Below are 24,863 nucleotides of genomic sequence, written 5' to 3'. Positions count from 1 at the left end.
AATTGCGCACCAAAAACCGGGCTGTATTCTCCCTTCGCCGAAGGGAGAATGGGATGACGCTGACGCAGGACACACCTCGTCCGACAGGTGAACCGATGACGATCACCTGCCAGGACGGGGTGGTGCTCGGCGGTCACATCTGGCCGGCAACGGGGCCGCCGCTTGCCAGTGTCGTCATCAACCCGGCAACCGGCGTCCTTGCCCGCTACTATCACTATTATGCAGAGTTTCTAACGAGGCACGGCTTCGATGTGCTGACCTACGATTATCGCGGCATCGGACTGTCGCGACCGGCGAGCCTTGAGGGCTGCGGCTATCGCTGGCGGGACTGGGGCGAGCAGGATTTCGACGCAGCGCTTCGGTTCATGCACGACAGGCGGCCGGATCAACTGCTGCAGGTGGTTGGCCACAGTATCGGCGGCTATCTGCCCGGCCTATCTCCGAACGGGGCACGGATCGACCGGATGCTGACGGTGGGCGCGCAATACGCCTACTGGCGCGATTATGCGCCGGGGCACCGCGCCCGGCTGTTTTTCAAGTGGCATGTAGTGATGCCGGTGCTTACTGCCGCATTCGGCTATTTCCCGGGCAAGCGGCTCGGCTGGCTCGAAGACCTGCCGGCGGGCGTTGCCAACGAGTGGAGCTTTCGCGGGGCCCGGATGGAGATGACCCATCCGGTCGGCGAGCGCGGCGAGGTTCTAAGCCGGTTTGCGGCGGTCACGGCACCCATCCTGGCCATTGCCGTTGCGGACGACGACATCGGCAGCGTGGCAGCTATTCGCCGAAGCCTTGCCTATTATACCGGCGCCGAACGGACAGAGGTTCTGCTGGAGCCCGCGGTCTACGGGCACTCACGGATCGGGCATTTCGGCCTGTTCCACGCGCGCCACAGGAAGGAGTTCTGGACCGACACACTGCGTTGGCTGAAGGAGGGAGTTGATCCCTGGAGCGATCAGCCGAGCAAATTGCCGTAGCGGACGGAATAGATACGGTCGCGGCCGAGGAGGTGGGCGACCAGGGTTTCGCGGTCGAATATGCCGTGCATCGCCTTGTGATTGAGGTCGAGGCCGCCGGCGAGAACGCCGAAGGCGGGCATCAGGAGGCGGTGGCCGTCGCTGGCAAAGCACGGACGGCGGACGGATTTCTCGCGGCGGCGGACGGTGGCGGATGGGTGGAGATGGCCTGCGACCTCGCCCTTGACGCCGTTCGGGCCTGTTGCCAGGCTCGGTTCATGGCGGAAGACGAGGTCGCCATAGACGAGTTCGTCGGTGCAGGTGCCCGGCAGACTGATCGTTCCGTCCGGATCGTGGTTTCCGTTGATCCAGATCCAGTCGCGGCCGCGCGCCATGTCTGCGATCATGGTGCGAAGGTTATCCGGCAGGTATTCGGAGCCGCGGCGATCGTGGAAGTTATCGCCGAGCGAAACGACGACTTTCGGATCATAGCGGGCAATGACGGCGGCGAGGATGTTGAGGGTGGCGATCGTATCGTAGGGCGGCAGCATCATGCCGCGCCTTGCAAAGGCGGCACCTTTTTCAAGGTGCAGGTCGGAAACGACGAGCATGCCGGTTGCCGGCAGATAGAGGCCGCCGAGCGGATCGCAGACGGCCGCAACGCCATGGACGACGATCTCTTCCGCACCGGTCGCGACCGGGGTCACCGTGCTGGATTGGGCGGCTAGGCGCAGGCGGTGCAGCAATGTCTTTCGGTCTTTCCTGTCTTGCGGCGCAAAGCTTTTTAGCCGCCCCGCCTGGCATTGTCCGGGCCATGCGTGGCGAATGAAGCCCTACCCCATCGCCTCGGCGATCAATTCGTCTGCGGCCTCTGCCAACACCACGTCTTGCGCTTCGCCCGGTACCGTTTCACGGCCGATTTCCAGCATGATTGGCACCGCCAGCGGCGAAACGCGATCCAGCGCACGGTGGGTGATATGCCCTTTGATTCGGGCCAGCATATCTCCTAGCCGGCCAATATCCAAAAGCCCCGTTGCCGCATCGCGGCGTGTCGCTTCCAAAAGAACGTGATCGGGCTCGTGGCTGCGCAGAACGTCGTAGATCAGATCGGTCGAGACCGTGACCTGCCGGCCGGTCTTTTCCTTGCCCGGATGACGCCGCTCGATCAACCCGGAAATCACGGCGCAATTGCGGAAAGTCCGCTTCAGCAGATAACTTTCGGCGAGCCAGGTTTCGAGATCGTCGCCCAGCATGTCTTCGTCGAACAGGTCGGAAAGGCTGAGGCTGCCATCGGCGATCATGCCCCCCATGTCGTTGAGACCATAGACGGCGAGCGAATAGTCGGTGGCGACAAAGCCGAGCGGCCTGCCGCCGGCGCGCTCCAGCCGGCGTGTGAGAAGCATGCCAAGCGTCTGGTGGGCGAGCCGACCTTCGAAGCAGTAGGCGATCATGAAGAAGCGTTTGCCGCGCGGAAACGTCTCGATCAGCAACTCGTCGCGGCGCGGCAGGATGGAGCGTTCCTTCTGGATCGCCAGCCAGTCGCGCACCTGATCCGGCAGAACCTTCCAGCGTTCCGGATCCGCCAGCATGGCGCGCACCTGATCGGCGAGATAGGTGGTGAGCGGAAATTTTGCGCCGGCATAGGTCGGGATCATCGGATCGGTGGAATAGGTGTTCGACACCAGACATTCGTTTTCGCGGATGGTTTCAAACCGCAGCACCTTGCCGGCAAACAGAAACGTATCGCCGGGCACGAGCTGTTCCAGGAACTGCTCCTCCACCTTGCCGAGCGTCATGCCGCCGCGGCCGACCGCGCCCTTGGCATTGCGCTTGACGAGGCGGACACTGAGTTCGGTCGCCTCGACGATGGTGCCGAGGTTGAGGCGGTATTGCTGCGCCACCTGCGCGTTCGACACCCGCCAGCGGCCCTCCTCCGTCTTGCGGATCTTGGCGTAACGCTCGTAGGCGCGCAGGGCATAGCCACCGGTCGCGACGAAATCGACGATCCGTTCGAACATTTCCCAGGAAAGGCCGGCATAGGGCGAGGCCGAGATGATCTCGTCATAGAGCTCGAGCGGATCGAACGGCTCGGCGCAGGCCATGCCGAGGACGTGCTGGGCCAGAACATCGAGCGCACCTTCGCCGACCGGCGGCGTATCTTGGGCGCCCAGGTAATTGGCATCGAGCGCCGCTTGGCATTCCATCACCTCGAACCGGTTGCCGGGGACGAGGATCGCCTTCGACGGCTCGTCCATGCGGTGATTGGCGCGGCCGATGCGCTGGGCAAGACGCGAGGCGCCCTTGGGCGCGCCGATATGGAGGACGAGATCGATATCGCCCCAGTCGATCCCCATGTCGAGCGTCGAGGTCGCAACGACGGCGCGCAGCTTGTTTTCGGCCATCGCCGCTTCCACCTTGCGACGCTGGCCGGCATCGAGCGAGCCGTGGTGGAGCGCGATCGGAAGATTATCGTCGTTGATGGTCCACAGCGCCTGGAACAGGAATTCCGCCTGGAAGCGGGTGTTGACGAAGATCAGCGTCGTCGCATGGCGCTTGATCTCGCGGTAGACGTCCGGGATGGCATAGGCCGAAACATGGCCTCCCCAGGGGATGCGGTTTTCCGTGTCGAGAATGGTGATATCGGGTGCAGCACCCCCCGTTACATGGACGAGGCCGGCGGGTGGGGCCGGATGTTCGCCCTGCGGCACCAGCCAGCGCTGGAGATCCATCGGATCGGCCACGGTGGCAGAGAGCCCGATCGTCTGCATGGTCGGGGCATGACGGCGAAGGCGCCCGAGGGCGAGCGACAGGAGATGGCCGCGCTTGGAGGTGACCAGCGAATGCAGTTCATCAAGGACGACGTATTTCAGGTCCTTGAAGAACCGCTCCGCCTCCTTGTTGGCGAGCAGCAGCGACACCTGTTCGGGCGTGGTCAGCAGGATATCGGGCGGATTGAGCTTCTGGCGCTGTCGCTTCGACTGCGGCGTGTCGCCGGTGCGGTTCTCGACGGTGACGGCAAGCCCCATTTCGGTGACGGGCTTCATCAGGTTTCGCTCAATATCGACCGTCAGCGCCTTGAGCGGCGAGATGTAGAGCGTGTGGATACCGGTAAAGGCCGAGCCGGGTGGGATCTTGCCACGCATGACCAGATCGGTCAGCGACGGCATGAAGCCCGCAAGCGTCTTGCCGGCACCGGTCGGGGCGATCAGCAGCATGTTTTCGCCGGCCTGGGCGCGGGCGAGAAGTTCCAGCTGGTGGGCGCGCGGAGACCAGCCCTTTTCCGCGAACCATTTGAGGAACGGGCGGGGCAGAGCGACAGCATCAGAGCCGGGCGTTGGGTTTTCGACGAGATCCACGTCGTTAAGGTAAGACGAACCTGGCGAAAATGAAGAGCATTACCGAACGATATATCTATCGGTGCGGTGGTTGATCGCAAGCGTCAGGTTCAGCGTCACCGCGGCGATGACCGAGCAGAGGATGACGAAGGGGCTGGCAACGAGGAAGGACAGGACCAGCACGACGCAATCAAGCCCGAGCTGGACGAAGCCGGCCCGCCAGCCGAGACGGTCCTGCAGGTAGAGGGCGAGGATGCCGAAACCGCCGAGCGAGGCGCGATGGCGAAACAGGATCAGCATGCCGCATCCGATGAGGAGACCGCCGAACAGGGCGGCGATGACAGGATCGATGGAGCTGATGGTGATCACCTTCGGCAGAACGCCTGTCAGCACCGACGTGACCGCGACGGCGGAGAAGGTCTTGACCGTGAAGACGGGACCGAGACGCTTATAGGCAAGCCAGTAGAACGGCAGGTTGAGCAGGAAGAATGCGGCGCCGAAACTGATATCGACCGAATAGCGCAGCAGGAAGCCGATACCTGCCGTGCCGCCGATCAGAAGGTTTGCGGCCTGCAGCAGCACGACGCCCAGTGCTGCCAGCATGGAACCGGCAAGGATCGCCTGCACATCTTCGATGAGCGAGTGTTTTTCCGAGCTGGAAGCCCAAAGGCCGACGGGGCTCTTTTTGTCGGTCACGTTTGCCATCAGCGCACCGCGATGTAGCGATCGGAGCGATGGTTGACGGTCAAGAGCAGGTTGAGCACGACAGCACTCAGCAGCGACCAGACCACGGTCATCGGGCTGACGACGAAAAAGGCAGCGGCCATGACGCAGAGATCGAAACCCAGCTGGACGAGCCCTGCCGGGATCTTGAACCGGTCCTGGATGTAGATCGCGAGAATGCCGATGCCGCCAAGCGAGGCGCGGTGCCGGTAAAGGCCCAGAAGGCCGAAGCCGATCAGGATGCCGCCGAGCAGCGCTGCCCAGAACGGATCGAGATACTGGATCACCAGAAAGCGTTTCTCCAGCTCGGCAATGACGGAAACGCCGGCAATGGCGATAAAGGTCTTGACCGAAAAGCCGAGGCCGAGGCGCTTGAAGGACAGGTAGTAGAACGGCAGATTGACGACGAAGAACAGGACGCCGAAGGGAATGTCGAACGCATAATGCAGCAGGAAGGCGACGCCGGCCGTGCCGCTGGTGAGGAGCCCGACCTGGTTCAGCAGGTAAAGACCTAGGGCTGCGACCATGGCGCTGATGAACAGGCCCTGCGCATCTTCCAGCATCGTATGGCGTGCCGGATCAAGGCTGTAGAAACCCATACGGCGCCTTGCTGCAACCTGTTCGTCGGCCACGCTATTCCCCTAGATTTTTGGCGATTGTGCACCGCGATAGCAGCTTCATCAAGCGACATCGCTGCGCCCGCCGACGGCCTTTCGAAATAACAACAAAGTGAAGGCTTACCCGGTCTTTCGCGACAGAAACAGTATGCCGTGGATGGGTTTGCCGGCATCCATGCGAATGGTCGTCCGCTCGACGGCGATGAGAACGAAGCCGTAATACACGAGCAGGCCGCCGATATAGACTTCCGAATGGGCGTAACGGAGCGAATCCTTGAGCACAAACGTCTCGTCCTCGCCCGCATCTTCCACCGAGAAGGCGAACAGACCGGCCGATGCCAGAAGCTCGGTCACGAGCGGAAAGACGGTTTCGAGCGAGCCGAGATACATCAGCACATCGGCTGCCGAGACGAGGTCGGCGCGGTGGGGCGGAAGCGTGTCGAACAGGCCGGACTGTGCTGCCTCAAGGCTGAGGTCCGATTGCCCTAGGTGATCGTAGAGGTGTTTTTCCGCAGCCTTGGCCAGCATGTTGGCAGACAGGTCGAACCCTTCTAGGCGCCCTGCCTTTTCGCGGATCTCGGCGCCGAACAGGCCGGTGCCGCAGCCGAGATCGACCACGGTCGCAAACGGCCCATGGGGCGCAACCAGCGTGCCAAGCTTTTGCGGGACCGAGTAGTTGAGCTTTTCCACCAGTGACGTATCGAACCTGTCGGCATAGTCGTCGAACAGGCCCTCCACATAGCGGCTGGGCGGCTGGTCCGGGACATCGCCGGCGCCGATCAGCGCGAGCCGCAGGCTGGCGCCGAAGATATCGTCCGGCTGCAGCTCGAGCGCGCGGCGATAGGCGTCGGCAGCACTGGCGAGTGCCGCCTTGTCGCGGTATTCGCCGAGCCTGAACCATCCGGCGGCCCATGCGGGGACGAGCTCAAGTGCCTGCTCCATCAGTTCCGCCGCTGCGGAGAAATCCTGTCCCTCGGCCAGCATGCGGGCATAATCCGCACGGCGGTCGGCAATGACGTCACCGGAAGAGAACTGGATCGCGCTCATGGCGTGACGGCTTTCACTGGAGTTACGGCGGGAGTTGCGGCGACGGTGGAGTTGCGTCATCTCGCCATTCCCCTCGCCCCTCCTGTCACCCGGGCCACAAAAAAACTCAAGTTGTATTTGAGAGGCTAGTGAAGAGTGCCTATGTGACAGGTTGCGGGACTGTTCCCGCAAGGCTATGGCAATCCCAAACCAATTTTCCAACGGTGGAGACGATCGACGATGGCGGATGGCGTGAACAGGTTCCTCGGCGATTCGATCGGCCGCACGATCATCAAGCTGATCGTCGTCTGCCTGATCGTCGGCTTCGTGCTGGCGTTCTTCGGCTTCACGCCGGACAACATCGTCGACACCATCCGCTACTATTTCCTCGACCTCTGGTACAACGGTTTCCAGGCACTGGGACGCGTCGGAGACTATCTCCTTCTCGGCGCGATCATCGTGGTGCCTGTCTTCATCGTGCTGCGGCTTCTGAGCATTCGCCGCTGAATGTCGATGGTGTCTCTCCCCTCCCGTCGCACCTTTCTGGCGCTCTCCGGCACCGGCCTTCTCCTTGCCGGCTGCTCCACCACATCTGTCATGACGCCGACGCCTGGTTCTGTCGACGAGACGGAAGCAGCGCTTCCGCTCGTCAACAAGCTGCGCCAGGCCCAGGGCCTTTCGCCGCTTGGCCTCGACAGGCCGGCCCAGCAAGCAGCCGGACGGCAGGCCGTCAGAATGGCGAAGGCGAAAGAGATGAAGCACCTGATCGGCTTCGGCGACGATTTCGGCGACCGGATGCGAAAGAGCGAGGTGGCGCTGCCAGCCGCCGAAAACATCGCGACCGGACAGCACACTGTCGGCGAAGCTGTTCAGGCCTGGATCGATTCGCCGAAACACCTGCGCAACATGCTGGGCAGCTACAAGAGCCTCGGCGTTGCCGCCGCCCGCGCAAGCGACGGACGGCTTTACTGGGCGATGGTACTTTCCAACTGATCTAGAGGCTTTTGGCCGCCCACTGGTCGAGATGCGTGTCGCGCAGTTCGCGGATCGATGTGGCCTTTTCCTGGTCAAGCAGAGATGACAGGCCGCGGACGATCGCGGATGGCAGGCCCGGTCCTTCATAGACCATGCAGGAATAGACCTGAACGAGATCGGCTCCGGCGCGGATCTTTTCGAGCGCTTGCGCCGCACTTCCCACACCGCCGACGCCGATGATCGGCAGATCCTTGCCGACCCGCTGGCGCATCTTGGCAAGCACGGTCGTGGAGCGTGAAAACAGCGGCGCGCCGGAAAGGCCGCCCGCTTCTTTCGCCTGGGTCTGGTTGCGCAGACCGTCACGTGCCAGTGTCGTGTTGGAGACGATCAGACCATCCAGAGCATGGGACGTAGCTTCTGCCGCGACGTCGTCCATTCCCTCTTCGGTCAGATCCGGCGCGATTTTCAGGAAGATCGGCACGGAACGGCCATGGCGGGTCGCCTCTTCGTCACGCACGGACAGGATTGCCTCGAGCAGTGCCTTCAGACTGTCGCGCGCCTGCAGGTCGCGCAGGCCGGGCGTGTTGGGCGACGAGATATTGGCTGTGAAATAGGTGGCAAGGCCGTAGAATTTGCGGATACCGGCGACGTAATCGGCGATACGGTCCTGCGCATCCTTGTTGGCACCGATATTGACGCCCACGATGCCGCTTGCGCCTCTACGGGCCGAAAGTCGCTGGAACGCCGCCTCGTGGCCCTCGTTGTTGAAGCCGAGCCGGTTGATGATGCCGCGATCCTCGACCAGCCGGAAAATGCGCGGCTTGTCGTTGCCGGCCTGCGGCTTCGGCGTGACGGTTCCGATTTCGGTGAAGCCGAAGCCGAGCTTCAGGACCGCATCCGGCACTTCGGCATTCTTGTCATAGCCGGCGGCAAGCCCGATCGGGTTTTCGAAGCGGATGCCGGCGATTGTCTGGGCGAGCCGCGGATCGGCCTTGAGGCTGCAGGCCGGCACGACACCGCTTTTCAGCGCCGCGACCGACAGGCCGTGAGCTTTTTCCGGATCGAAGACGAACAGACTGCGCGACGCCAGCGCCGAAAACGGCCGCATCACTGTTCCGATCATGGCATTTTCTCCGGAAAGGCATGCTGGCCGTCAACGCCGATCAAAAGCGGCATTTCCCAGAGCACGGCTGAAAACGGCAGGAAGCCATATAGGTGGGGGAAAAGATCGCCGCCGCGCGAGGGTTCGAATTTCAGGGCATCGCCCAGAACCAGCGTGTTGACGGCGACCAGCATCAGGCCCGTCAGGCCGGCGAAATGCCGCTTGGCCGTTTCGCGCGCCTGGGACCCGGTGGAGAAATGGATGTAGCCGTCGCGCAGGTCGATTTCCGCACCTTCGAAGCGACCAGTCTCCTTGGCCTTGCGCCAAAGTGAATCGGGTACGATCTTGTAGACGATATCGGGCATCACGAACTCCCATAGTCCGGCTCTGATCTATGATCGGCACCGTTTGCCGCAAAGGGCGTTGATTGTCCATGGTGCAATGAGGAGGAAGGATCATGAAAAGGATCACTGCGACACGAGTCTTTGTAACCGTTGCGCTCTCGACGCAGGTGCTTTCGCTGCCGGCTCAAGCGCAAGACGACCGGCGGTTCCAGCTGGAGCGGACCGAACAGGGGATCGTTCGGCTGGATACGCAAACCGGCGCGATGTCGCTGTGCAACGACACCGACGGAGAACTGGTCTGCCGCATGGCACCGGACGAGCGGGCCGCCTATGAAAAGGAACTGGATCTGCTCGAAAAACGCGTAACCGCGCTGGAACAGCGTCTTGCCGATCGCCCCAAGACCTTTCTTGATGACGATGCTGTCGACCGGTCGCTCTCGATCATCGAGCGGTTCATGCGCGGCGTCATGTCGATGGTACGGGAATTTGGCGGCGAGCCGCAACCGGACAGGACCTGAGTCATGCTATTTTGCAGACTTGTGTCGCGCCACACTCGGCGCTACACATTAGGTATTACAGGGAAAGCACGACTATGCCTTTGGGAGGGGGCGTGGACATGCAGACACTCAACATCATCATCGCCGACGACCATCCGCTTTTCCGCGGTGCGCTGAAACAGGCGATACAAGGCGTTGCCGACGAAATTGTCATCATCGAAGCGGGCGACTTCGATGCGGCGAGAACAGCGGCGCAAGACAATCCCGAAACCGATCTCATGCTGCTCGACCTTGCCATGCCGGGCGTGAGCGGATTTGCGGGCCTGACGTCGCTCAGGTCGGCCCTTCCGGCGCTACCGGTGATCATCGTTTCAGCCACGGACGATCGCAGCACGATCAGGCGGGCGCTCGATCTGGGCGCTTCCGGCTTCATTTCCAAATCCTGCGGGCTTGACGATATCAGGGCCGGAATACAGGCCGTGCTGGAAGGCGATATCTGGGTGCCGAAAGGCGAGACATCGCAGAGCGAGGAAGACGCCGCAAGATCAGACATTCTCGACCGTCTGCGGACGCTGACGCCCCAGCAGCACCGGGTTCTGTCGATGCTTGGCGAAGGCCTGCTCAACAAGCAGATCGCCTACGAGCTGGGCGTCTCTGAGGCGACCATCAAGGCGCATGTCTCGGCTATTCTTTTGAAGCTGAACGTCGATAGTCGCACCCAAGCCGTCATCAAGCTCGGCCGGCTCAACATGGCCATGGTGGCGTAGGATAGCAGCAAAGGATTTTATTCCTTTTCTGCTTTACGAAATCCCCCTGCTGGGCTAAATTCTGCGACGAGCAAGCGGAGATCGCCCATCTCCGGGCGGCGGCGCCTTGAGGGCCGGTATCCTTGACGCTTGCATCCAACGGGACTGATCGGCAATGGCAGGCGGAAGGCGGCAACGGCTGTTTCCTCTTGCGCCGGGGGCAGGGACGACGATGCTGTCACATGAGACGATATGGATCGCGATCGACACGCTGGCTGAGCGTCATCAGCTGTCGCCGTCTGGGCTTGCCCGACGCGCAGGACTGGATCCGACCTCGTTCAACAAGTCGAAACGGCTTGGCCCCGACGGACGACTGCGATGGCCCTCGACGGAATCGATTGCCAAAGTTCTGGAAGCGACCGGCGCAACGGTCGATCAGTTCATGAGCTATCTGCCGCATGCGATGGGCAGGTCGCAACTTCCCGACGGCAATTTTCCCTCCCAGAACGGCACGATCCCGCTGCTCGGCTTTGCCCAGGCCGGCTCCGGCGGCTTTTTCGACGATGGCGGTTTTCCTGCCGGACAGGGCTGGGATGTGGTGGAGTTTCCCGTCGATCCTGCTCGAAAAGCCGGTGTCTACGCGCTCGAGGTCCAGGGCGATTCCATGATGCCGCTCTATCGGGACGGCGACGTGCTGATCGTCGAGCCCGGCGCACAGGTTCGGCGTGGCGACCGCGTGGTGTTGAAAACCCGCGAGGGCGAAGTGATGGCGAAAGTTCTGGCGCGCCAGAGTGCGCGCCTGATCGAGCTTCTGTCGCTCAACCCCGAACACGCGAACCGTTCCTTCGACACGGCCGATGTGGAATGGATGGCACGGATCATCTGGGCGAGCCAGTAAGCCGCGTTGCATTCAACGTATCTTGAGAAAAAATTCCTTGGTCTCAATAGAGGCCGTTCGGGAAATAGCGCAGGTAGAGTTCCTGCAGGCGGCCGTTGCGCGACAATTCGGCCAGCGCCTGATCAAAGGCGGCGCCAAGGGTCGGATCGTTTCTGCGGACCATGATGGTCAGGCCCTCGCCTAGAAATTTCTGCGACAGGTAGGGGCCGTCGAACAGGCTGCAACAGGTCTCCGATGCCTCGCTTGCGACCCAGAACGGCAGGCGAAGGCCATCGGCAAAGACGGCATCCACTTGTCTCTCCTTCAGAGCTTCCAGCATGTCCTCGTAACTGTCGAACGACTTTTGCGTGAGCTTCGGGAAGAACGCTCTTAGCATCGCCTCATGCGCCGTTCCCGCGACGACACCGACCGGACGATCGCTGAGGTCCGATACCGTGGTCGCAGCCAGTGTCGCCGCGTTGTTGCGGGCAAACCTTGCCGGGATACCGAGATAGGGCCTGGAAAAAAGAAAGCGCTGCCGCAGCGACGGAGTTGCAGCGACCGCTGCCATCACGGCCTCCCCGCCCCCGTCTTCCAGGGTCTTTTCGAGATCCGCGAAGGGCATGGCCTGAATCTGGCACTTTGCCTCGATCTTCAGGACCGTGCAAATCTCGCGGGCGAGATCGATGTTGAAGCCTGACAGCCGGCCCGATTGATCTGCGAAATTGAAAGGGGGGAAATCGACTGTCGTCAGGATGCGTACGCGCAGGATTGTCGACAGATCCTGACGCTCCACGCGTTCTCGTGCGTCAAACATCAGCGGAAGCTGGGTCGCCGGGGTAGAAGGCGGAGCGGTGGAGGCCGCAAGTGCCTGCGTTGCGGACAGAAGTCCGTGTATCACCACCACCAAGAGCTGCATAAACTTGAAAACACCACTGCTTTTTAGGGATGTAATCAGGTATCGCATCTTTATGATCCGTGTGGGGCAATAGGGGTTCGTCTGCGGACGGTGTAGCAGCAACATGCGCTCAGAGGAACATGCTTCGCAGCCGACCTATCACGACGAAACGGGGGCGCCGCCGACCGACGAGACCGAGTCCGGGCAATTGCTCGACTTTCGTCCTGGCATCCAGGTCGAGCTGACAGCGCTTGCGGCCCTCGGTTTCTCGAAACCGTTGATCGCCAAGCTGGCTGGCCTCTCCAGGCAAAACGGGACGACGGTCGAGGCCGAGCTTCTGGCAAGCGGCGACGTGAGGGAAGACGCCTATTACGGTGCCATCGCCCGTCTGCTGCGACTTCCCTTCGTCTCGTCGCTCGATCCCGCGCTTGTCGTTATCCTGCCCTCGACCGACGCCCAGCTGACACGCCCGACCATGGTGAGGATCGCCCATCGCAACAAGGCGCAGGAAATCGCCATCGTGCCGGAGGCGGCGCGACTTTCGCAGATTGCGGCAACGCTTGCGACCCTGCCGCTTGTGGGCCGCGATCTCGTCATCACCACGCCGAGCGCCATTCGCGAATCCGTCTGGAAAGCCGATGCAGCGCGCCGCATCCGCGAGACCACGAATACCCTGTTCGAGCAGAGACCCCTGCTGTCGGCCCGCGTTGTGCTCGCAGGCCACCAGGGCTTTTACGGTGGGTCGTTTCTGACGACCCTTGCCTGTCTCCTGCTGATTGCACCGATCGATACGCTGCTTGCGCTGCATATCGTCCTGTCACTCACCTATTTTTCGACGCTCTGTCTGCGACTTTCGGCGATGATCCGGCAAACTTTGGTGGCGCCTGAACGCGTGCCAGTCGCTCCACCGTTCGGGCCGCTGCCGCGCTACACTGTTCTGGTCGCACTCTACCGCGAAGAGGACATGGCCGAGCAGTTGGTCGCAAGCCTCAAGCGGCTGGACTGGCCCGCATCTCTGCTCGACATCAAGTTCGTATGCGAAATCGACGACCGGCAGACGATCGAAGCCTTGAAGGCGCTTGAGCCTGGCCCCCAGTTCGAGATCGTCGAAGTACCGGCCTATGGTCCGCGGACGAAGCCAAAGGCTCTCACCTATGCGCTGAAAGGTGCGCGCGGCGAATTCACGGCAATCTACGACGCCGAGGACAGGCCGCACCCGCTACAACTCCGCGAGGCGTACCGGCGGTTTCGCGCGGCACCATCCGAACTCGCCTGCCTGCAGGCACCACTGATCATCACCAACGCCCGGGAAAGCTGGTTGAGCGCGTTGTTTTCGCTCGAATATGCAGCGCTGTTTCGCGGCCTTTTGCCGATGCTCGGGAGAATGAACATGCCGCTTCCACTCGGCGGCACGTCCAACCATTTCCGCACCAGCGCGCTGATCGCAGCCGGCGGATGGGATCCGTACAACGTGACGGAAGACGCCGATCTTGGCATGCGGCTCTACCGGCTCGGCTTTACCGCCGACGTGATGCGGCACCAGACTCTGGAGGACGCGCCCTTATCGATCAAGGTGTGGACGTCGCAGAGAAGCCGCTGGTTCAAGGGCTGGCTGCAAACCTGGCTGGTGCTGATGCGCGACCCGGCGCGGCTGATCGGCGAAATCGGCATCAAGCCTTTCTGCGTGATCCAATTGCTGGTGGGCGGCATGCTTTTGTCATCGCTGCTGCATCCGCTGATCCTCGTCTTTCTCGGCGTCGGCTTCTCAGCAATGCTGCGGGCGCCGATCGACACGCTGCCGGTCGAGGTCGTCGGCCTGTTCGCGATCGACTTCACCAACATTCTCGGCAGCTATCTCATCTTCCTCGGCCTCGGCATCGGATCGATGACCAACCACGAAAAGCGCCTCGTCGGCCGTCGCTGGGTTGCGGTGCCGCTCTACTGGATGATGACATCCTTCGCCGCCTGGAAGGCGCTGTGGGAACTCAGGACAAAGCCGTTCCACTGGAGCAAGACACCCCACATGCCGCGCCGGAAGGAGAGCTGATCGGGTGGGGGATTGGAGCGGGTGAAGGGAATCGAACCCTCGTATTCAGCTTGGGAAGCTGCTGCTCTACCATTGAGCTACACCCGCGTCGGGGGAAGGTTTCCAACAATGGGCCTTGTCTGTCAAGGTCGCCGGGGTGGAAGCGTCCGGGGATGTCCTAGCTGCGGAAATGCTTGGAGAGTTTGAGGCCCTGCGCCTGATAGTTCGAGCCGAGGCCGGAGCCGTAGAGGCCCTGGGGTTCTTCCAGCATGTGTTCGTAGACGAGGCGACCGACGATCTGGCCGTCTTCGAGGATGAACGGGACCTCGTGGCTGCGCACCTCGAGGACGGCGCGGCTGCCGCGGCCGCCGGCGGCCTCGTGGCCGAAGCCGGGGTCGAAGAAGCCGGCGTAATGGACGCGGAATTCGCCGACCAGCGGGTCGAACGGCGTCATTTCGGCCGCATAGAGCGGCGGCACATGGACGGCCTCGCGCGAGACGAGGATGTAGAATTCATCCGGATCGAGGATCAGTTCGTTGCGGCCACGGCTGTGGATCGGCTCCCAGAAATCGAACAGATCGTGCTGGGCCTTCTTGTCGACATCGACGACGGCGGTGTGGTGCTTGCCGCGATAGCCGATCAGGCCATCCTTGTCGCCGGCAAGGTCGATGGACAGGGCTATGCCGCCGCCCGAAATGTTCGGCTGCGCGGCGGCGACCAGAGTTTCCGCCTCATGCAATGCCAAAAGCTCCGGCTCCTGCAGAAGGGCGTTGCCGACGCGGAAGCGGATCTGCGACAGGCGCGAGCCCTGGCGCACGACGATCGGGAAGGTGCGCGGGGAAATTTCGAGATAGAGCGGACCGCGATAGCCTGAAGGGATCTTGTCGAATTCCTGGGCCCGGTCGGTGATGACGCGGGTGAAGATATCGAGGCGGCCGGTGGAGCTTTTCGGATTGGCCGAAGCCGACATCTCGGCCGGCAGATCGAGGCTTTCCATCAGCGGCACGATATAGACGCAACCGGTTTCGAGGACGGCGCTTTGGGAGAGATCGATGACGTGCAGGCTGAGGCGCTCAAGCTTGTCGGACACGAGGCTCAATGGCCCCGGCATGAACGAGGCGCGCACGCGAAACGCCTTCTGGCCCAAGCGCAGATCAAGGCTCGCCGGCTGGATCTGGTCCTGATCAAGCGCCCTCTCGGACTTCAGCCGTCCTTGTTCGAAGAGCGCCGCAATGGCGCGGTCCGCCAGAATTCCCGTTTCGCGAGCCATCATGTCTCTTTCAGATTTTGGGGGCGACAAAACCAAATGCGGACCATTGACGCAAGCGGAAGCGAGGCGTAAGGCAGCTTTATCCCGTGGTGATTTGGCCGGTCGGCTTGCAGCCACGTTACCAAATGGCTAAAAAGACCGGGTTGAAAACCGGTCTGCGATTGCGGCCGGTTTTTTTGTATCACGAAGGTGATGAACACATGAGCAAATCCCCGAACAAGAACTGGCGCCCGGCCACCACGCTCGTCCATGGCGGCACGCTTCGCTCGCAATATGGCGAAATGTCTGAAGCCATCTACCTGACGCAGGGCTTCGCCTACGACAGTTCAGAAGCAGCCGAAGCCCGTTTCAAGGGCGAGGCCGACGGTTATATCTATGCCCGCTACGGCAGCCCCACCAACGACATGTTCGAAAAGCGCATGTGTGCGCTGGAAGGTGCAGAAGAAGCCCGCGCCACCGCCTCCGGCATGGCCGCCATCACGGCAGCGCTCATGTGCCAGCTTCGCGCCGGCGACCATATCGTGGCCGCCCGGGCCCTGTTCGGTTCCTGCCGCTGGGTGGTCGAGACGCTCGCACCGCGCTACGGCATCGAGTGCACGCTGGTGGACGGTCGCGACCTTGCCAACTGGGAAGCGGCCATCAAGCCGAACACCAAGGTGTTCTTTCTGGAGAGCCCGACCAACCCGACGCTGGAAGTGATCGACATCGCGGGCGTTGCCAAGCTTGCCAATCAGGTCGGCGCCCGCCTGGTGGTCGACAACGTGTTCGCAACGCCGCTCTTCCAGCGGCCGCTGGAACTCGGCGCCCATGTGGTCGTCTATTCCGCCACCAAGCATATCGACGGCCAGGGCCGCAGCCTTGCCGGCGTCATCCTTTCGGACCGCGAATGGGTTCTGGAGCACCTGCAGGACTATTATCGCCATACCGGTCCGGCAATGTCGCCGTTCACGGCATGGACCCTAATCAAGGGGCTGGAAACGCTGCCGATCCGCGTTGCCCAGCAGACGTCGAATGCGGCAAAGATCGCCGATTTCCTGGCCGAGCAGTCCAAGGTCGCGAAAGTGATCTATCCCGGTCGCAAAGACCATCCGCAGGCCGATATCATCGCCAAGCAGATGACGGGCGGATCGACGCTGGTCTGTTTCGAGCTGAAGGGCGGCAAGGAAGCGGCCTTCAAGCTGCAGAATGCCATGGAGGTGGTCACCATCTCCAACAATCTCGGCGACACCCGCTCCATCATCACGCATCCGGCAACGACGACGCACAAAAACCTCAGCGACGAAGCCCGTACGGAACTGGGAATTTCGCCCGGCACCGTGCGCTTTTCGGCCGGCATCGAGGATGCGGACGACCTGCTGGAAGATTTCGCGCAGGCGCTGAAGCAGATCTGATCGACTTTACGCCGAACGATGGGTAGACCCGGAACGCTCCGGGTTTACCATATCAGTTATCCCTATCATCAAGAACGCGACATTGCCTCAGATGCAAGCCGCGAGAATTCTTGACCTTTCTCCCCCACTGTACGATATCGGCACGATGAGCAATCTTGAGGTGCCAATGTACCGCGCCCGCACCAGAGACATAGACGTCGCCGTCGAGCCCTATTATCTCGAGGAGCAGTCGAGCCCCGAGGACAGTCGTTATGTCTGGGGATACCGGATCGTCATCGAGAACAAGTCCTCGATCAGCGTCACGCTCGTGCACCGCTACTGGAACATCACGGACGAAAACGGGATCGTCGACGAGGTCGACGGACCAGGCGTCGTTGGCGACCAGCCGCGACTGGAGCCGGGCGACAGCTATGAATATTCGTCCGGGTGCCCGCTCGACACGCCATCCGGCGTCATGTTCGGCACCTACGATATGAAGACGGACGAAGGCGAGACTTTCAAAGTCGACATTCCCGCCTTCTCGCTGGATTCACCAGGCGTCGTGCGCGTTCTGAACTGACCCGCAAAGCGGATCAGGCGCTTTCGAATTCTTCCGTCACGAACTTGTAGGTGGTCGAGCAGAACTCGCAGGTTACCGCGATTTCTCCATCTTCCACACTCGCGTGGATTTCTTCCGCAGAGAAGCCGTCCAGCACGCCCTTGATCTTGTCGCGCGAGCAGCTGCAGCGGTCGAACACCGTCTGCGGATCATAGACCCGCACGCCGCGCTCGTGGAACAGCCGGAACAGCAGCCGTTCGATCGCCACCTGCGGATCGGTCAGCTCGTCCGTATCGATGGTGCCGACCAGCGTGCTCGCCTCTAACCAGGCATCGTCCTCGACTTCGACGGCATCGCGTTCGTCACCGTCGCCGCCATGCAGGTCGGGCTGGCGCATGCGCTCAGGCGCCTGTGGAAGGAACTGGGCGACAAGTCCGCCAGCGCGCCAGTTGTGGCGCGGGTTGCCGTCCTCGTCGCGGTCGATGAGTTCGGCGACGGCGAGGCGAACCCTGGTCGGGATCTGTTCGGACTGGCGGAAGTAGACGCCGGCCATTTCTTCAAGCGACGAGCCGTCCATCGGAACGATGCCCTGATAGGGCTGCATGCCGCGGCCCTGATCGATCGTCAGCGCAAGAAAGCCATGGCCGAGCAGTTCGGCAGGCGAGATCTTGCCGTTCTCGACGGCTTCGGCCAGTGCATCCTCGTCGTAGCGGGCATAGGCGCGCAATGCATCCGGCGTGGAGAAATCGGCAACAAGCAGGTCGACCGGGCCGTCACCCTTGGTCTGCATGGTGAACTTGCCTTCGAATTTCAGCGAAGTGCCCAGCAGTGCAGTGAGCACGACGGCTTCCGCCAGCAGCCGTGCGACAGGTGCCGGATAATCGTGCCGTCCGAGGATCGCGTTGAGGAGTGGCCCGAGCTGGACCGCACGGCCGCGCACATCGAGGCCATCCACCTGGAAGGGCACGACGCGGTCGTCGCCGGCAAAATCGAGTTCGTTCAGTTCAACAGTCGCTTCCGCCATGAGTTAACTCCTTCGCGCCGGCGCTCTCAGTTCCTCGAACGCTTTTACACAAGCGCCAGCCGCAGCGGAACCGCCGGCCGGGGATTTGAGAACGTTGACGATATCGTGTTGAAGCGCCGCACTCGTTCGGCGGCGCGCTTTGAAAGCCGTCAGATGGTGGCGGCTCTCATCGAATTCAAGTCGGAAGCGCTTTCGATCCTCAGACGATGCCGAAGCACCAGGCAAGGATCGACTTCTGCGCGTGAAGACGGTTTTCCGCCTCGTCGAACACCACCGACTGTGGTCCGTCGATGACCTCGTCGGTGACTTCCTCGCCGCGATGCGCCGGCAGGCAGTGCATGAAGAGCGCGTCCTTGTTTGCCTGATCCATCAGCGCCTTGTTGACCTGATAGGGCTGGAAGATGTTGTGGCCACGCGCCTTGTGCTCCTGGTTCATCGACACCCACGTATCGGTGACGACGACATCAGCGCCGGTGACCGCCCGTTCGGCGTCGTGGCAGAGCATGATCTCGCCGCCATTGTTGCGGGCCCAGTTGAGGAACTTGTCATGCGGCTCGGAGCCCATTGGCACGGCCATGTTCATTTTGTAGCCGAACCGCGCCGAGCCTTCGACGAGCGAGTGCAGCACGTTGTTGCCGTCACCCGTCCAGGCGATGGTCTTGCCTTTGACAGGACCGCGATGCTCCTCGAAGGTCATCAGGTCGGCCATGATCTGGCAGGGATGGGTATCGTCGGTCAGCGCGTTGATAACAGGCACGGTGGCGTGCTCGGCCATTTCCCGCATGCGGTTGTGATCGGTGGTGCGGATCATGATCGCATCGACATAGCGCGACAGGACACGTGCCGTATCGCCGATCGTCTCGGCGCGGCCGAGCTGCATTTCCGTGCCGGACAGGAAGAGCGTCTCGCCGCCGAGCTGGCGCATGCCGACATCGAAGGAGACGCGGGTGCGGGTGGACGGCTTTTCGAAAATCATCGCCAACATCTTGCCGGCGAGCGGCTGGTCGCCCTTGCCGGCCTTGAAGGCCTGCTTGCGGCTTTTCGCGTCGTCGAGAATGGTGCGAAGATCCTCCGGCGAAACCGCCGAAAGATCCAGGAAATGCTTTGGTGATGCCATGCTATCGTCCCCTATCGAGGGGAACCGTCACCGGCACCCCTCATCGCGCTCAGGCTGTTTTCTTGAGTTCTGCCTCGGTCAGCTTTTCCGCTGCCCGTTCGATCCGTGCGAGCCCCTCGCGGGCTTCCTCCGCCGTGATCGTCAACGGCGGCAGAAGGCGCACGACGTTATCGCCCGCAGGCACCGACAGCATTTTCTCATCGCGCATTGCAACGACCAGATCGCCAGCTGGCACCCTTGCCTTGATGCCGAGCATCAGGCCTTCGCCTCTGATATCTTCGATCACATCCGGGAAGCGATCCTTCAGGCTTGCCAGTCCCTGGCGGAACACGAGCGCGACATCGCGGACGTTTTCAAGGAAGCCATCGGCGAGCACGACGTCGAGCACTGCGTTGCCGCAGGCCATGCCAAGCGGATTGCCGCCATAGGTCGTGCCGTGGATGCCGGGCTTCATGCCGGAAGCAGCCTCTGCGGTCGCAAGGCAGGCGCCGAACGGGAAGCCGCCGCCGATGCCCTTGGCAACAGCCATGATATCAGGCGTGATGCCTGTCAGTTCGTGGGCGAAGAACCGGCCGGTGCGGCCAACCCCGCTCTGCACTTCGTCGAGGATCAGCAGCAGACCCCGGTCGTCGCAGATGCGACGCAGCTCGCGCAGGAATTCCTTGTCCACGACGCGCACGCCGCCCTCGCCCTGGATCGGCTCGATCAGCAGCGCGCCGGTGTTATCGTTTATCGCAGCATTGAGGGCGTCGAGATCACCGAACGGCACCTGATCGAACCCTGGCGCCTTCGGGCCGAAGCCTTCCATGTATTTTTCCTGACCACCGGCGGCGATCGTCGCGATGGTCCGGCCGTGGAAGGCACCTTCGAAGGTGATGATGTGGAATTTCTCCGGATGCCCCTTGGAGAAATGATAGCGACGCGCCGTCTTGATGGCGGTCTCAAGCGCTTCGGCGCCGGAATTGGTAAAGAACACCTTGTCGGCGAACGTGGCATCCACCAGACGGCGGGCCAGACGCTCCTGCTCCGGGATCTCGTAGAGGTTGGAAAGGTGCCAGACCTTGTCGGCCTGCGACTTCAGCGCGTTTACCAGATGCGGATTGGAATGACCGCAGGAGGTGACGGCAACGCCTGCCCCGAAATCCAGATATCGCTCGCCACCTTCCGTCACAAGCCATACGCCCTCGCCTCGATCAAAGCGCAAAGGTGCCCGGGCAAACGTGTCGTAAAGTGCGGCTTCAGCCATGGCGACATCACTCCTCTGGGTAGGTTCCGACCCCCCTCTCCAGACCTCTCCGGAGACCGGGAATGCGGCCTGAAAAATCAAAAATGCCGCCCACCGGGCGGCGCGGGCACTATCATGGCTAAGTGCCTCCATGTCAACAAAACTTGGTGTTTTATAGGGCTTCCGGGGCATATGCCGCGATGCAACCTGATGCTGTATTGCGGCATTTCGGTCTGTGACAAAAATGACTCTTGAGGGCAGCAAGTTGGGGAAAACCGCGAAATCGATTCGCGGCGATTCGAGCGACTCTTGCCACGGAGTCAGCCACACACTAGGTTAATCCTCAATTACTAGAACGCATGCGGCGGAACTAGTCACCTCGAAGCATAGATTGCGTGGGTGCGGCGGATTTATTTCGCCGCAGAGGTGAACGGATTCTGTCTGCCAGCAACGTTCAAAGGCGGAGAACGGCATGAACTGGACTGATGAGCGCGTCGAGCGACTTAAAAAACTATGGTCGGAAGGTCTCAGCGCCAGCCAGATTGCAGCCCAACTTGGAGGCGTAAGCCGCAATGCCGTGATCGGCAAAGTGCACCGTCTCAACCTTCCGGGTCGCGCCAAAGCAGGCGGTTCGGCGTCGGCCAATCGCCCGGCATCCAAGCGCCCAGCGCCCGCAGCTCCGCGCGCGCCGAGCTTTGCCGGACGCGACACAGCCCGTCCCGCAGCACGGACGGTGGGTGCAAACGCACTCAAGGAAGATCAGGACGTCAACGTCGCCGAACCGGTGAAATACACCGCTTCCGGCAGCGTCGTTGTGCCGATCTCGCGCCGTCTGTCGCTGACGGATCTCACCGAGCGCACATGCAAGTGGCCGGTTGGCGATCCGCTGACGGACGACTTTCATTTCTGCGGTTGCGATGCGCAGGATGCGTCGCCCTATTGCAAATATCACGCGAAGCTTGCCTACCAGCCGGTGCACGAGCGCCGTCGTCCGGCTGCTCGCGCGTCCTAAGTCAGGCGGCTGCGGAAACAAGATCGAAGGCGGGCTCTGGCCCGCCTTTTGCGTTTTCGGCATGGCTGACTTGCGCTGAAAAAACTTGCCTCGCACTCCCTGGGCTCCTATTTCGGCCTCGAGAGAGGACGACCTCCCCCTGAATGGGCATAACGCCGGGACGACCCGGCATGAACCTCACCTAAAGGGGAAGATCATGCGCTCGATAAGAGACCGTATTCGCCACGCCATCAGCTTTGAAATCATCGGGCTTCTGATGATGGTGCCGCTCGGCGCTTTCGTCTTCGACATGCCGGCCGAACATATGGGCATTGTCGGCGTCGTGTCTGCGACGGTCGCGACCGGCTGGAACTACCTCTACAATCTGGGTTTCGACCGCTTTCTGCAGGCGCGACGGGGTACGACGCTAAAGACGCCTGCCTTGCGCATTGCTCATGCGGTGCTGTTCGAAATCGGTCTGCTGGTCGTGCTGATGCCGTTTATCGCGTGGTATCTGCAGATTACCCTTCTCCATGCGCTGACAATGGATATCGCGATCGCGCTGTTCTACGTGGTCTATGCCTATCTCTTCAATCTTGGCTACGACAAGCTGTTCCCGCTGCCGGAATGGAAGACCCAGGAAGCCGCCTGACCATCAGAGTTTCGGACGGTGCGATACGCCAGTCCGATGGAAGCCTGAATGTCTCGGCAAACCCGATCTCTCCGGCGCGCGTGATCCGCAGGGCCCGGGTTTCCTCCCGGCGACCGATCCAGCCGACGGCGAGTGCGCGGGACAGCAGCGCTCCGCCCAGCTGTCCCGCCAGATGCGGCCGCCGCTCGCTCCAATCGAGGCATGTCCGGCACAGAGGGCGTTTCGAGCGGGTCAGCTGGTCGAGATCGATCCCGAAATCACAAAAGAACCGTCTGCCCTCGTCGGTGATCAGGCCTGCTCCATCGCCGAGCAGCAGATAGCCGTTGCCGGTCAGGGAGTCGGCGAGCGCGATGGCGAGGCGGCCTGCCATGTGATCGTAACAGGTGCGGGCAAGCCGTAACGCCTCGTCTTTCGGGCCGACAGGATGATGGCGCTTCGGCCCATCCGCGGCGACTGCCATCAACGCGTGGATCACGTGCGCGACTTCCGGAGAGGCAAGCCGGTAGTAGCGGTGCCTGCCCTGCTTCTCGACTGCGATCAGATGCGCCTTGGCCAGTTTGCCGAGATGGCCGCTGGTTGTCTGCGCGGTGACGCCGGCATGGCGTGCCAGTTCGCCCGCCGTCAGCGCCTGGCCGCCCATCAGCGCGGACAGCATGTTGGCGCGCGCGACATCGCCGATCAGGCTTGCAACTTCCGCAATCGTATTTCCTGAAACCATATTGGACATGATCCAGTTCTAGCACCGGAAAACTTTGCCGTCAGCGATCAACGGTTCGGCCGTCGCCGAAGCATTTCTTTTCCTCTCTCCGCTAAGAGCGGGCGGAGATTGCATGGATGGGGATAGGAACTGGAATGGCGGACACCAAAACAAGCATGGCAACGGATCTGTTGCTGCTCCTCACGCTCGCGACGCTTTGGGGCGCGTCCTACACGCTGATCAAAGTCGGTGTGGAGACGATTTCGCCTGTCACCTTTATTGCCGTCAGAACACTGGTCGCCGGGCTCATTCTCGCTGCGGCACTACGCCTTCGCGGATTGAAGCTGCCGACCGACCGGCAGACCTGGAAGCTTTTCACGGTTCAGGCCTGCCTCAACAGCGCGGTCCCCTTCACCCTCATCGCCTGGGCCGAACAGACGACCGATGCGGGCCTTGCCACCATCTTGAGTTCAACGACGCCGATCTTCGCCTTTCTGTTGACGGCGCTGATCACCCGCCATGAAAGCGTCTCTGCGGCCAAGCTGTTTGGAGTTGCCGCAGGCATTGTCGGCATATGCCTGATCGTCGGCATGGAGGCGCTTGCCGGCTCGGGCGAGAACCTCTGGGCGCAACTCGCCATCGTGGCGGCGACGATCTGCTATGCGGCGGCTGCCATCTTCGGCAAGAATTTTAAAGGATTGGACCCGATGATGCCCGCCGCGGGATCGCTGATTGCAGGGGCGGCCATCCTCATTCCCGTGAGCCTCGTGGTCGATCGGCCCTGGACGCTGACGCCCAGCGCCGATTCCATGCTCGCCCTGTTGGCGCTGGCGGTATTTTCGACGGCGCTGGCCTTCGTCATCTATTTCCGGCTGGTCCAGACGCTGGGCTCCGTCGGCACGACGGCGCAGGCCTATCTGCGGGTGCCGATCGGCGTTGGCATCGGCGTCGTGTTTCTCGGCGAAACACTTGCCTCGACAGCCTGGCTCGGTCTCGCCTGCGTCGTGACCGGCGTGATTGCCATGACGCTGCCGGCTAGGAGACGCGGTGCTCAGGCTTCCATCGAGTAGCCGGCACCGCGGACCGTGCGGATGACGTCCTGCATGTTGGAAAAGTTGAGCGCCTTCCGGAGGCGCCCTACATGCACGTCGACGGTACGCTCGTCGACATAGATGTCATGGCCCCAGACGCCGTCGAGCAGCTGCGAGCGCGAAAAGACGCGGCTGGGCGAGGCCATCAGGAATTCCAGAAGTCTAAACTCTGTCGGCCCGAGGCGAACTTCGCGGCTCTTGCGGTGAACGCGATGGGTTTCGCGATCGAGTTCGATATCGCCGCATTTGAGGACGCTCGAAAGCACCTCCGGTCGGGCACGGCGCAGCATCGCCTTGACGCGGGCCATCAGCTCCGGTGTCGAAAACGGCTTGACCACATAGTCGTCTGCGCCGGTGGCAAGCCCGCGAACGCGCTCGCTTTCTTCGCCGCGCGCCGTCAGCATGATGATCGGCAGGCGTTCCGTCTCCGGCCGCATACGCAGGCGACGGCAGAGTTCGATGCCTGAAACGCCCGGCAGCATCCAGTCGAGAATGAGAAGATCCGGAACGCGCTCCTGAAGCCTGATTTCCGCTTCGTCACCGCGAAGCACGGTATCGACCTCGTAACCCTCGGCCTCCAGGTTATACCGAAGGAGGACGCTGAGGGCCTCTTCGTCTTCCACGACTGCGATCTTCGGCTGCATTCCGACTTGCTCCGTCACTCGTCCCGAACTGCACTTAGATCCGCCAGATCCGCTCGCGCTGCTTCAGGTCATTGGTTTTGGCAGTTATCGTCCCGAAACCGGCG

At 61.9% G+C, this 24,863-nt stretch carries 26 protein-coding genes, 1 tRNA gene and 1 riboswitch; of the genes, 12 read left to right on the top strand and 15 right to left on the bottom strand.

Annotated elements, in window-relative coordinates:
- Positions 1 to 53 precede the first annotated feature (53 nt).
- Positions 54 to 974: an alpha/beta hydrolase family protein gene (locus ACQY1P_RS07430; protein WP_430255895.1), complete on the top strand. Its 921-nt coding sequence runs from the start codon at positions 54 to 56 to the stop codon at positions 972 to 974.
- Here ACQY1P_RS07430 and pdeM read toward each other — a convergent pair.
- The 5 genes from pdeM to ACQY1P_RS07405 form a co-directional block, all read right to left on the bottom strand.
- Complete coding sequence (gene pdeM / locus ACQY1P_RS07425; protein WP_430255893.1) at positions 953 to 1,699, bottom strand: ligase-associated DNA damage response endonuclease PdeM; 747 nt, start codon at positions 1,697 to 1,699, stop codon at positions 953 to 955. The genes ACQY1P_RS07430 and pdeM overlap by 22 nt on opposite strands.
- Positions 1,700 to 1,786: 87 nt before the next feature.
- Positions 1,787 to 4,309, bottom strand: coding sequence for a ligase-associated DNA damage response DEXH box helicase (locus tag ACQY1P_RS07420; RefSeq protein ID WP_430255891.1), 2,523 nt, complete (start codon positions 4,307 to 4,309; stop codon positions 1,787 to 1,789).
- A gap of 39 nt (positions 4,310 to 4,348) precedes the next feature.
- Positions 4,349 to 4,993, bottom strand: a complete 645-nt coding sequence (locus tag ACQY1P_RS07415) for a YitT family protein (protein ID WP_430255889.1) — start codon at positions 4,991 to 4,993, stop codon at positions 4,349 to 4,351.
- Positions 4,993 to 5,610, bottom strand: coding sequence for a YitT family protein (locus tag ACQY1P_RS07410; RefSeq protein WP_062453896.1), 618 nt, complete (start codon positions 5,608 to 5,610; stop codon positions 4,993 to 4,995). The genes ACQY1P_RS07415 and ACQY1P_RS07410 overlap by 1 nt, the downstream gene beginning before the upstream one ends.
- A 138-nt stretch (positions 5,611 to 5,748) precedes the next feature.
- A complete protein-coding gene (locus ACQY1P_RS07405) occupies positions 5,749 to 6,675 on the bottom strand; it encodes a methyltransferase (RefSeq protein ID WP_430256672.1) in 927 nt (308 codons plus the stop codon).
- Positions 6,676 to 6,894: 219 nt separating this feature from the next.
- On the opposite strand from ACQY1P_RS07405, the gene ACQY1P_RS07400 reads away from it, so the two are divergent.
- Positions 6,895 to 7,161, top strand: coding sequence for a DUF6460 domain-containing protein (locus ACQY1P_RS07400; protein ID WP_062453898.1), 267 nt, complete (start codon positions 6,895 to 6,897; stop codon positions 7,159 to 7,161).
- A complete protein-coding gene (locus tag ACQY1P_RS07395; RefSeq protein ID WP_192087567.1) occupies positions 7,162 to 7,647 on the top strand; it encodes a CAP domain-containing protein in 486 nt (161 codons plus the stop codon).
- Position 7,648: 1 nt separating this feature from the next.
- On the opposite strand, the gene ACQY1P_RS07390 is transcribed toward ACQY1P_RS07395, so the two are convergent.
- Together ACQY1P_RS07390 and ACQY1P_RS07385 are read right to left on the bottom strand one after the other, a co-directional pair.
- Positions 7,649 to 8,740 (bottom strand): quinone-dependent dihydroorotate dehydrogenase, encoded by a 1,092-nt coding sequence (locus ACQY1P_RS07390; protein WP_425503200.1) that lies wholly within the window; start codon positions 8,738 to 8,740, stop codon positions 7,649 to 7,651.
- Positions 8,741 to 8,748: 8 nt separating this feature from the next.
- Positions 8,749 to 9,096, bottom strand: a complete 348-nt coding sequence (locus ACQY1P_RS07385) for a DUF952 domain-containing protein (protein ID WP_062453901.1) — start codon at positions 9,094 to 9,096, stop codon at positions 8,749 to 8,751.
- A gap of 92 nt (positions 9,097 to 9,188) precedes the next feature.
- Here ACQY1P_RS07385 and ACQY1P_RS07380 point away from each other — a divergent pair, with 92 nt between their 5' ends.
- From ACQY1P_RS07380 to ACQY1P_RS07370, 3 genes are all read left to right on the top strand, one after another.
- Entirely contained in the window at positions 9,189 to 9,593 is a 405-nt protein-coding gene (locus ACQY1P_RS07380; RefSeq protein WP_430255887.1) for a hypothetical protein, read from the top strand.
- A gap of 98 nt (positions 9,594 to 9,691) precedes the next feature.
- Complete coding sequence (locus tag ACQY1P_RS07375) at positions 9,692 to 10,339, top strand: response regulator (RefSeq protein WP_430255885.1); 648 nt, start codon at positions 9,692 to 9,694, stop codon at positions 10,337 to 10,339.
- Between the two features lie 211 nt (positions 10,340 to 10,550).
- Positions 10,551 to 11,216 (top strand): S24 family peptidase, encoded by a 666-nt coding sequence (locus ACQY1P_RS07370; protein ID WP_062453904.1) that lies wholly within the window; start codon positions 10,551 to 10,553, stop codon positions 11,214 to 11,216.
- Between the two features lie 43 nt (positions 11,217 to 11,259).
- Here ACQY1P_RS07370 and ACQY1P_RS07365 read toward each other — a convergent pair whose 3' ends face one another.
- On the bottom strand, positions 11,260 to 12,114 hold the full coding sequence (locus ACQY1P_RS07365) for a transporter substrate-binding domain-containing protein (protein WP_430255883.1): 855 nt from the start codon (positions 12,112 to 12,114) through the stop codon (positions 11,260 to 11,262).
- A gap of 103 nt (positions 12,115 to 12,217) precedes the next feature.
- Between ACQY1P_RS07365 and ACQY1P_RS07360 the strand changes: the two genes are divergently transcribed.
- A complete protein-coding gene (locus ACQY1P_RS07360; protein ID WP_430255881.1) occupies positions 12,218 to 14,140 on the top strand; it encodes a glycosyltransferase family 2 protein in 1,923 nt (640 codons plus the stop codon).
- 13 nt (positions 14,141 to 14,153) lie between these two features.
- On the opposite strand, the gene ACQY1P_RS07355 is transcribed toward ACQY1P_RS07360, so the two are convergent.
- Both ACQY1P_RS07355 and ACQY1P_RS07350 read right to left on the bottom strand, forming a co-directional pair.
- Positions 14,154 to 14,227, bottom strand: a tRNA-Gly gene (locus ACQY1P_RS07355).
- 70 nt (positions 14,228 to 14,297) lie between these two features.
- Positions 14,298 to 15,392, bottom strand: coding sequence for a 2'-deoxycytidine 5'-triphosphate deaminase (locus ACQY1P_RS07350; protein ID WP_325264025.1), 1,095 nt, complete (start codon positions 15,390 to 15,392; stop codon positions 14,298 to 14,300).
- A gap of 73 nt (positions 15,393 to 15,465) precedes the next feature.
- Positions 15,466 to 15,543, top strand: a riboswitch (SAM riboswitch).
- Between the two features lie 46 nt (positions 15,544 to 15,589).
- Between ACQY1P_RS07350 and ACQY1P_RS07345 the strand changes: the two genes are divergently transcribed.
- Complete coding sequence (locus ACQY1P_RS07345) at positions 15,590 to 16,780, top strand: O-succinylhomoserine sulfhydrylase (RefSeq protein ID WP_062578956.1); 1,191 nt, start codon at positions 15,590 to 15,592, stop codon at positions 16,778 to 16,780.
- Positions 16,781 to 16,946: 166 nt separating this feature from the next.
- The gene (apaG, locus tag ACQY1P_RS07340; protein WP_062453923.1) at positions 16,947 to 17,339 is read left to right on the top strand and encodes a Co2+/Mg2+ efflux protein ApaG; all 393 of its coding nucleotides are present in this window, start codon (positions 16,947 to 16,949) and stop codon (positions 17,337 to 17,339) included.
- A 13-nt stretch (positions 17,340 to 17,352) separates the two neighbouring features.
- Here apaG and ACQY1P_RS07335 read toward each other — a convergent pair whose 3' ends face one another.
- The 3 genes from ACQY1P_RS07335 to ACQY1P_RS07325 form a co-directional block, all read right to left on the bottom strand.
- A complete protein-coding gene (locus ACQY1P_RS07335; protein ID WP_092663650.1) occupies positions 17,353 to 18,342 on the bottom strand; it encodes an Hsp33 family molecular chaperone in 990 nt (329 codons plus the stop codon).
- A 199-nt stretch (positions 18,343 to 18,541) separates the two neighbouring features.
- Complete coding sequence (gene argF / locus ACQY1P_RS07330; protein ID WP_062453925.1) at positions 18,542 to 19,459, bottom strand: ornithine carbamoyltransferase; 918 nt, start codon at positions 19,457 to 19,459, stop codon at positions 18,542 to 18,544.
- 49 nt (positions 19,460 to 19,508) lie between these two features.
- Positions 19,509 to 20,705: an aspartate aminotransferase family protein gene (locus tag ACQY1P_RS07325; RefSeq protein WP_113109440.1), complete on the bottom strand. Its 1,197-nt coding sequence runs from the start codon at positions 20,703 to 20,705 to the stop codon at positions 19,509 to 19,511.
- Between the two features lie 451 nt (positions 20,706 to 21,156).
- On the opposite strand from ACQY1P_RS07325, the gene ACQY1P_RS07320 reads away from it, so the two are divergent.
- Entirely contained in the window at positions 21,157 to 21,696 is a 540-nt protein-coding gene (locus ACQY1P_RS07320; RefSeq protein ID WP_062453927.1) for a GcrA family cell cycle regulator, read from the top strand.
- 196 nt (positions 21,697 to 21,892) lie between these two features.
- A complete protein-coding gene (locus ACQY1P_RS07315; protein ID WP_062453928.1) occupies positions 21,893 to 22,327 on the top strand; it encodes a PACE efflux transporter in 435 nt (144 codons plus the stop codon).
- On the opposite strand, the gene ACQY1P_RS07310 is transcribed toward ACQY1P_RS07315, so the two are convergent.
- Positions 22,266 to 23,054 (bottom strand): ArsR/SmtB family transcription factor, encoded by a 789-nt coding sequence (locus ACQY1P_RS07310; RefSeq protein ID WP_430255878.1) that lies wholly within the window; start codon positions 23,052 to 23,054, stop codon positions 22,266 to 22,268. The two genes, ACQY1P_RS07315 and ACQY1P_RS07310, sit on opposite strands and share 62 nt — an antisense overlap.
- A gap of 125 nt (positions 23,055 to 23,179) precedes the next feature.
- Between ACQY1P_RS07310 and ACQY1P_RS07305 the strand changes: the two genes are divergently transcribed.
- Positions 23,180 to 24,094 carry a DMT family transporter gene (locus ACQY1P_RS07305; RefSeq protein WP_430255876.1) on the top strand — a complete coding sequence of 305 codons (915 nt, stop codon included), beginning with the start codon at positions 23,180 to 23,182 and terminating at the stop codon, positions 24,092 to 24,094.
- Here the strand turns inward: ACQY1P_RS07305 and phoB are convergent.
- Entirely contained in the window at positions 24,076 to 24,759 is a 684-nt protein-coding gene (gene phoB, locus ACQY1P_RS07300) for a phosphate regulon transcriptional regulator PhoB (protein WP_062453930.1), read from the bottom strand. The genes ACQY1P_RS07305 and phoB overlap by 19 nt on opposite strands.
- Positions 24,760 to 24,863 lie beyond the last annotated feature (104 nt).

The organism is Neorhizobium sp. DAR64872/K0K18 (assembly GCF_050500175.1).
Classification (GTDB): domain Bacteria; phylum Pseudomonadota; class Alphaproteobacteria; order Rhizobiales; family Rhizobiaceae; genus Neorhizobium; species Neorhizobium soli.
The sequence above is the reverse complement of the archived record's forward strand: the minus strand, read 5'-3'. Positions and strand labels throughout refer to the sequence as shown.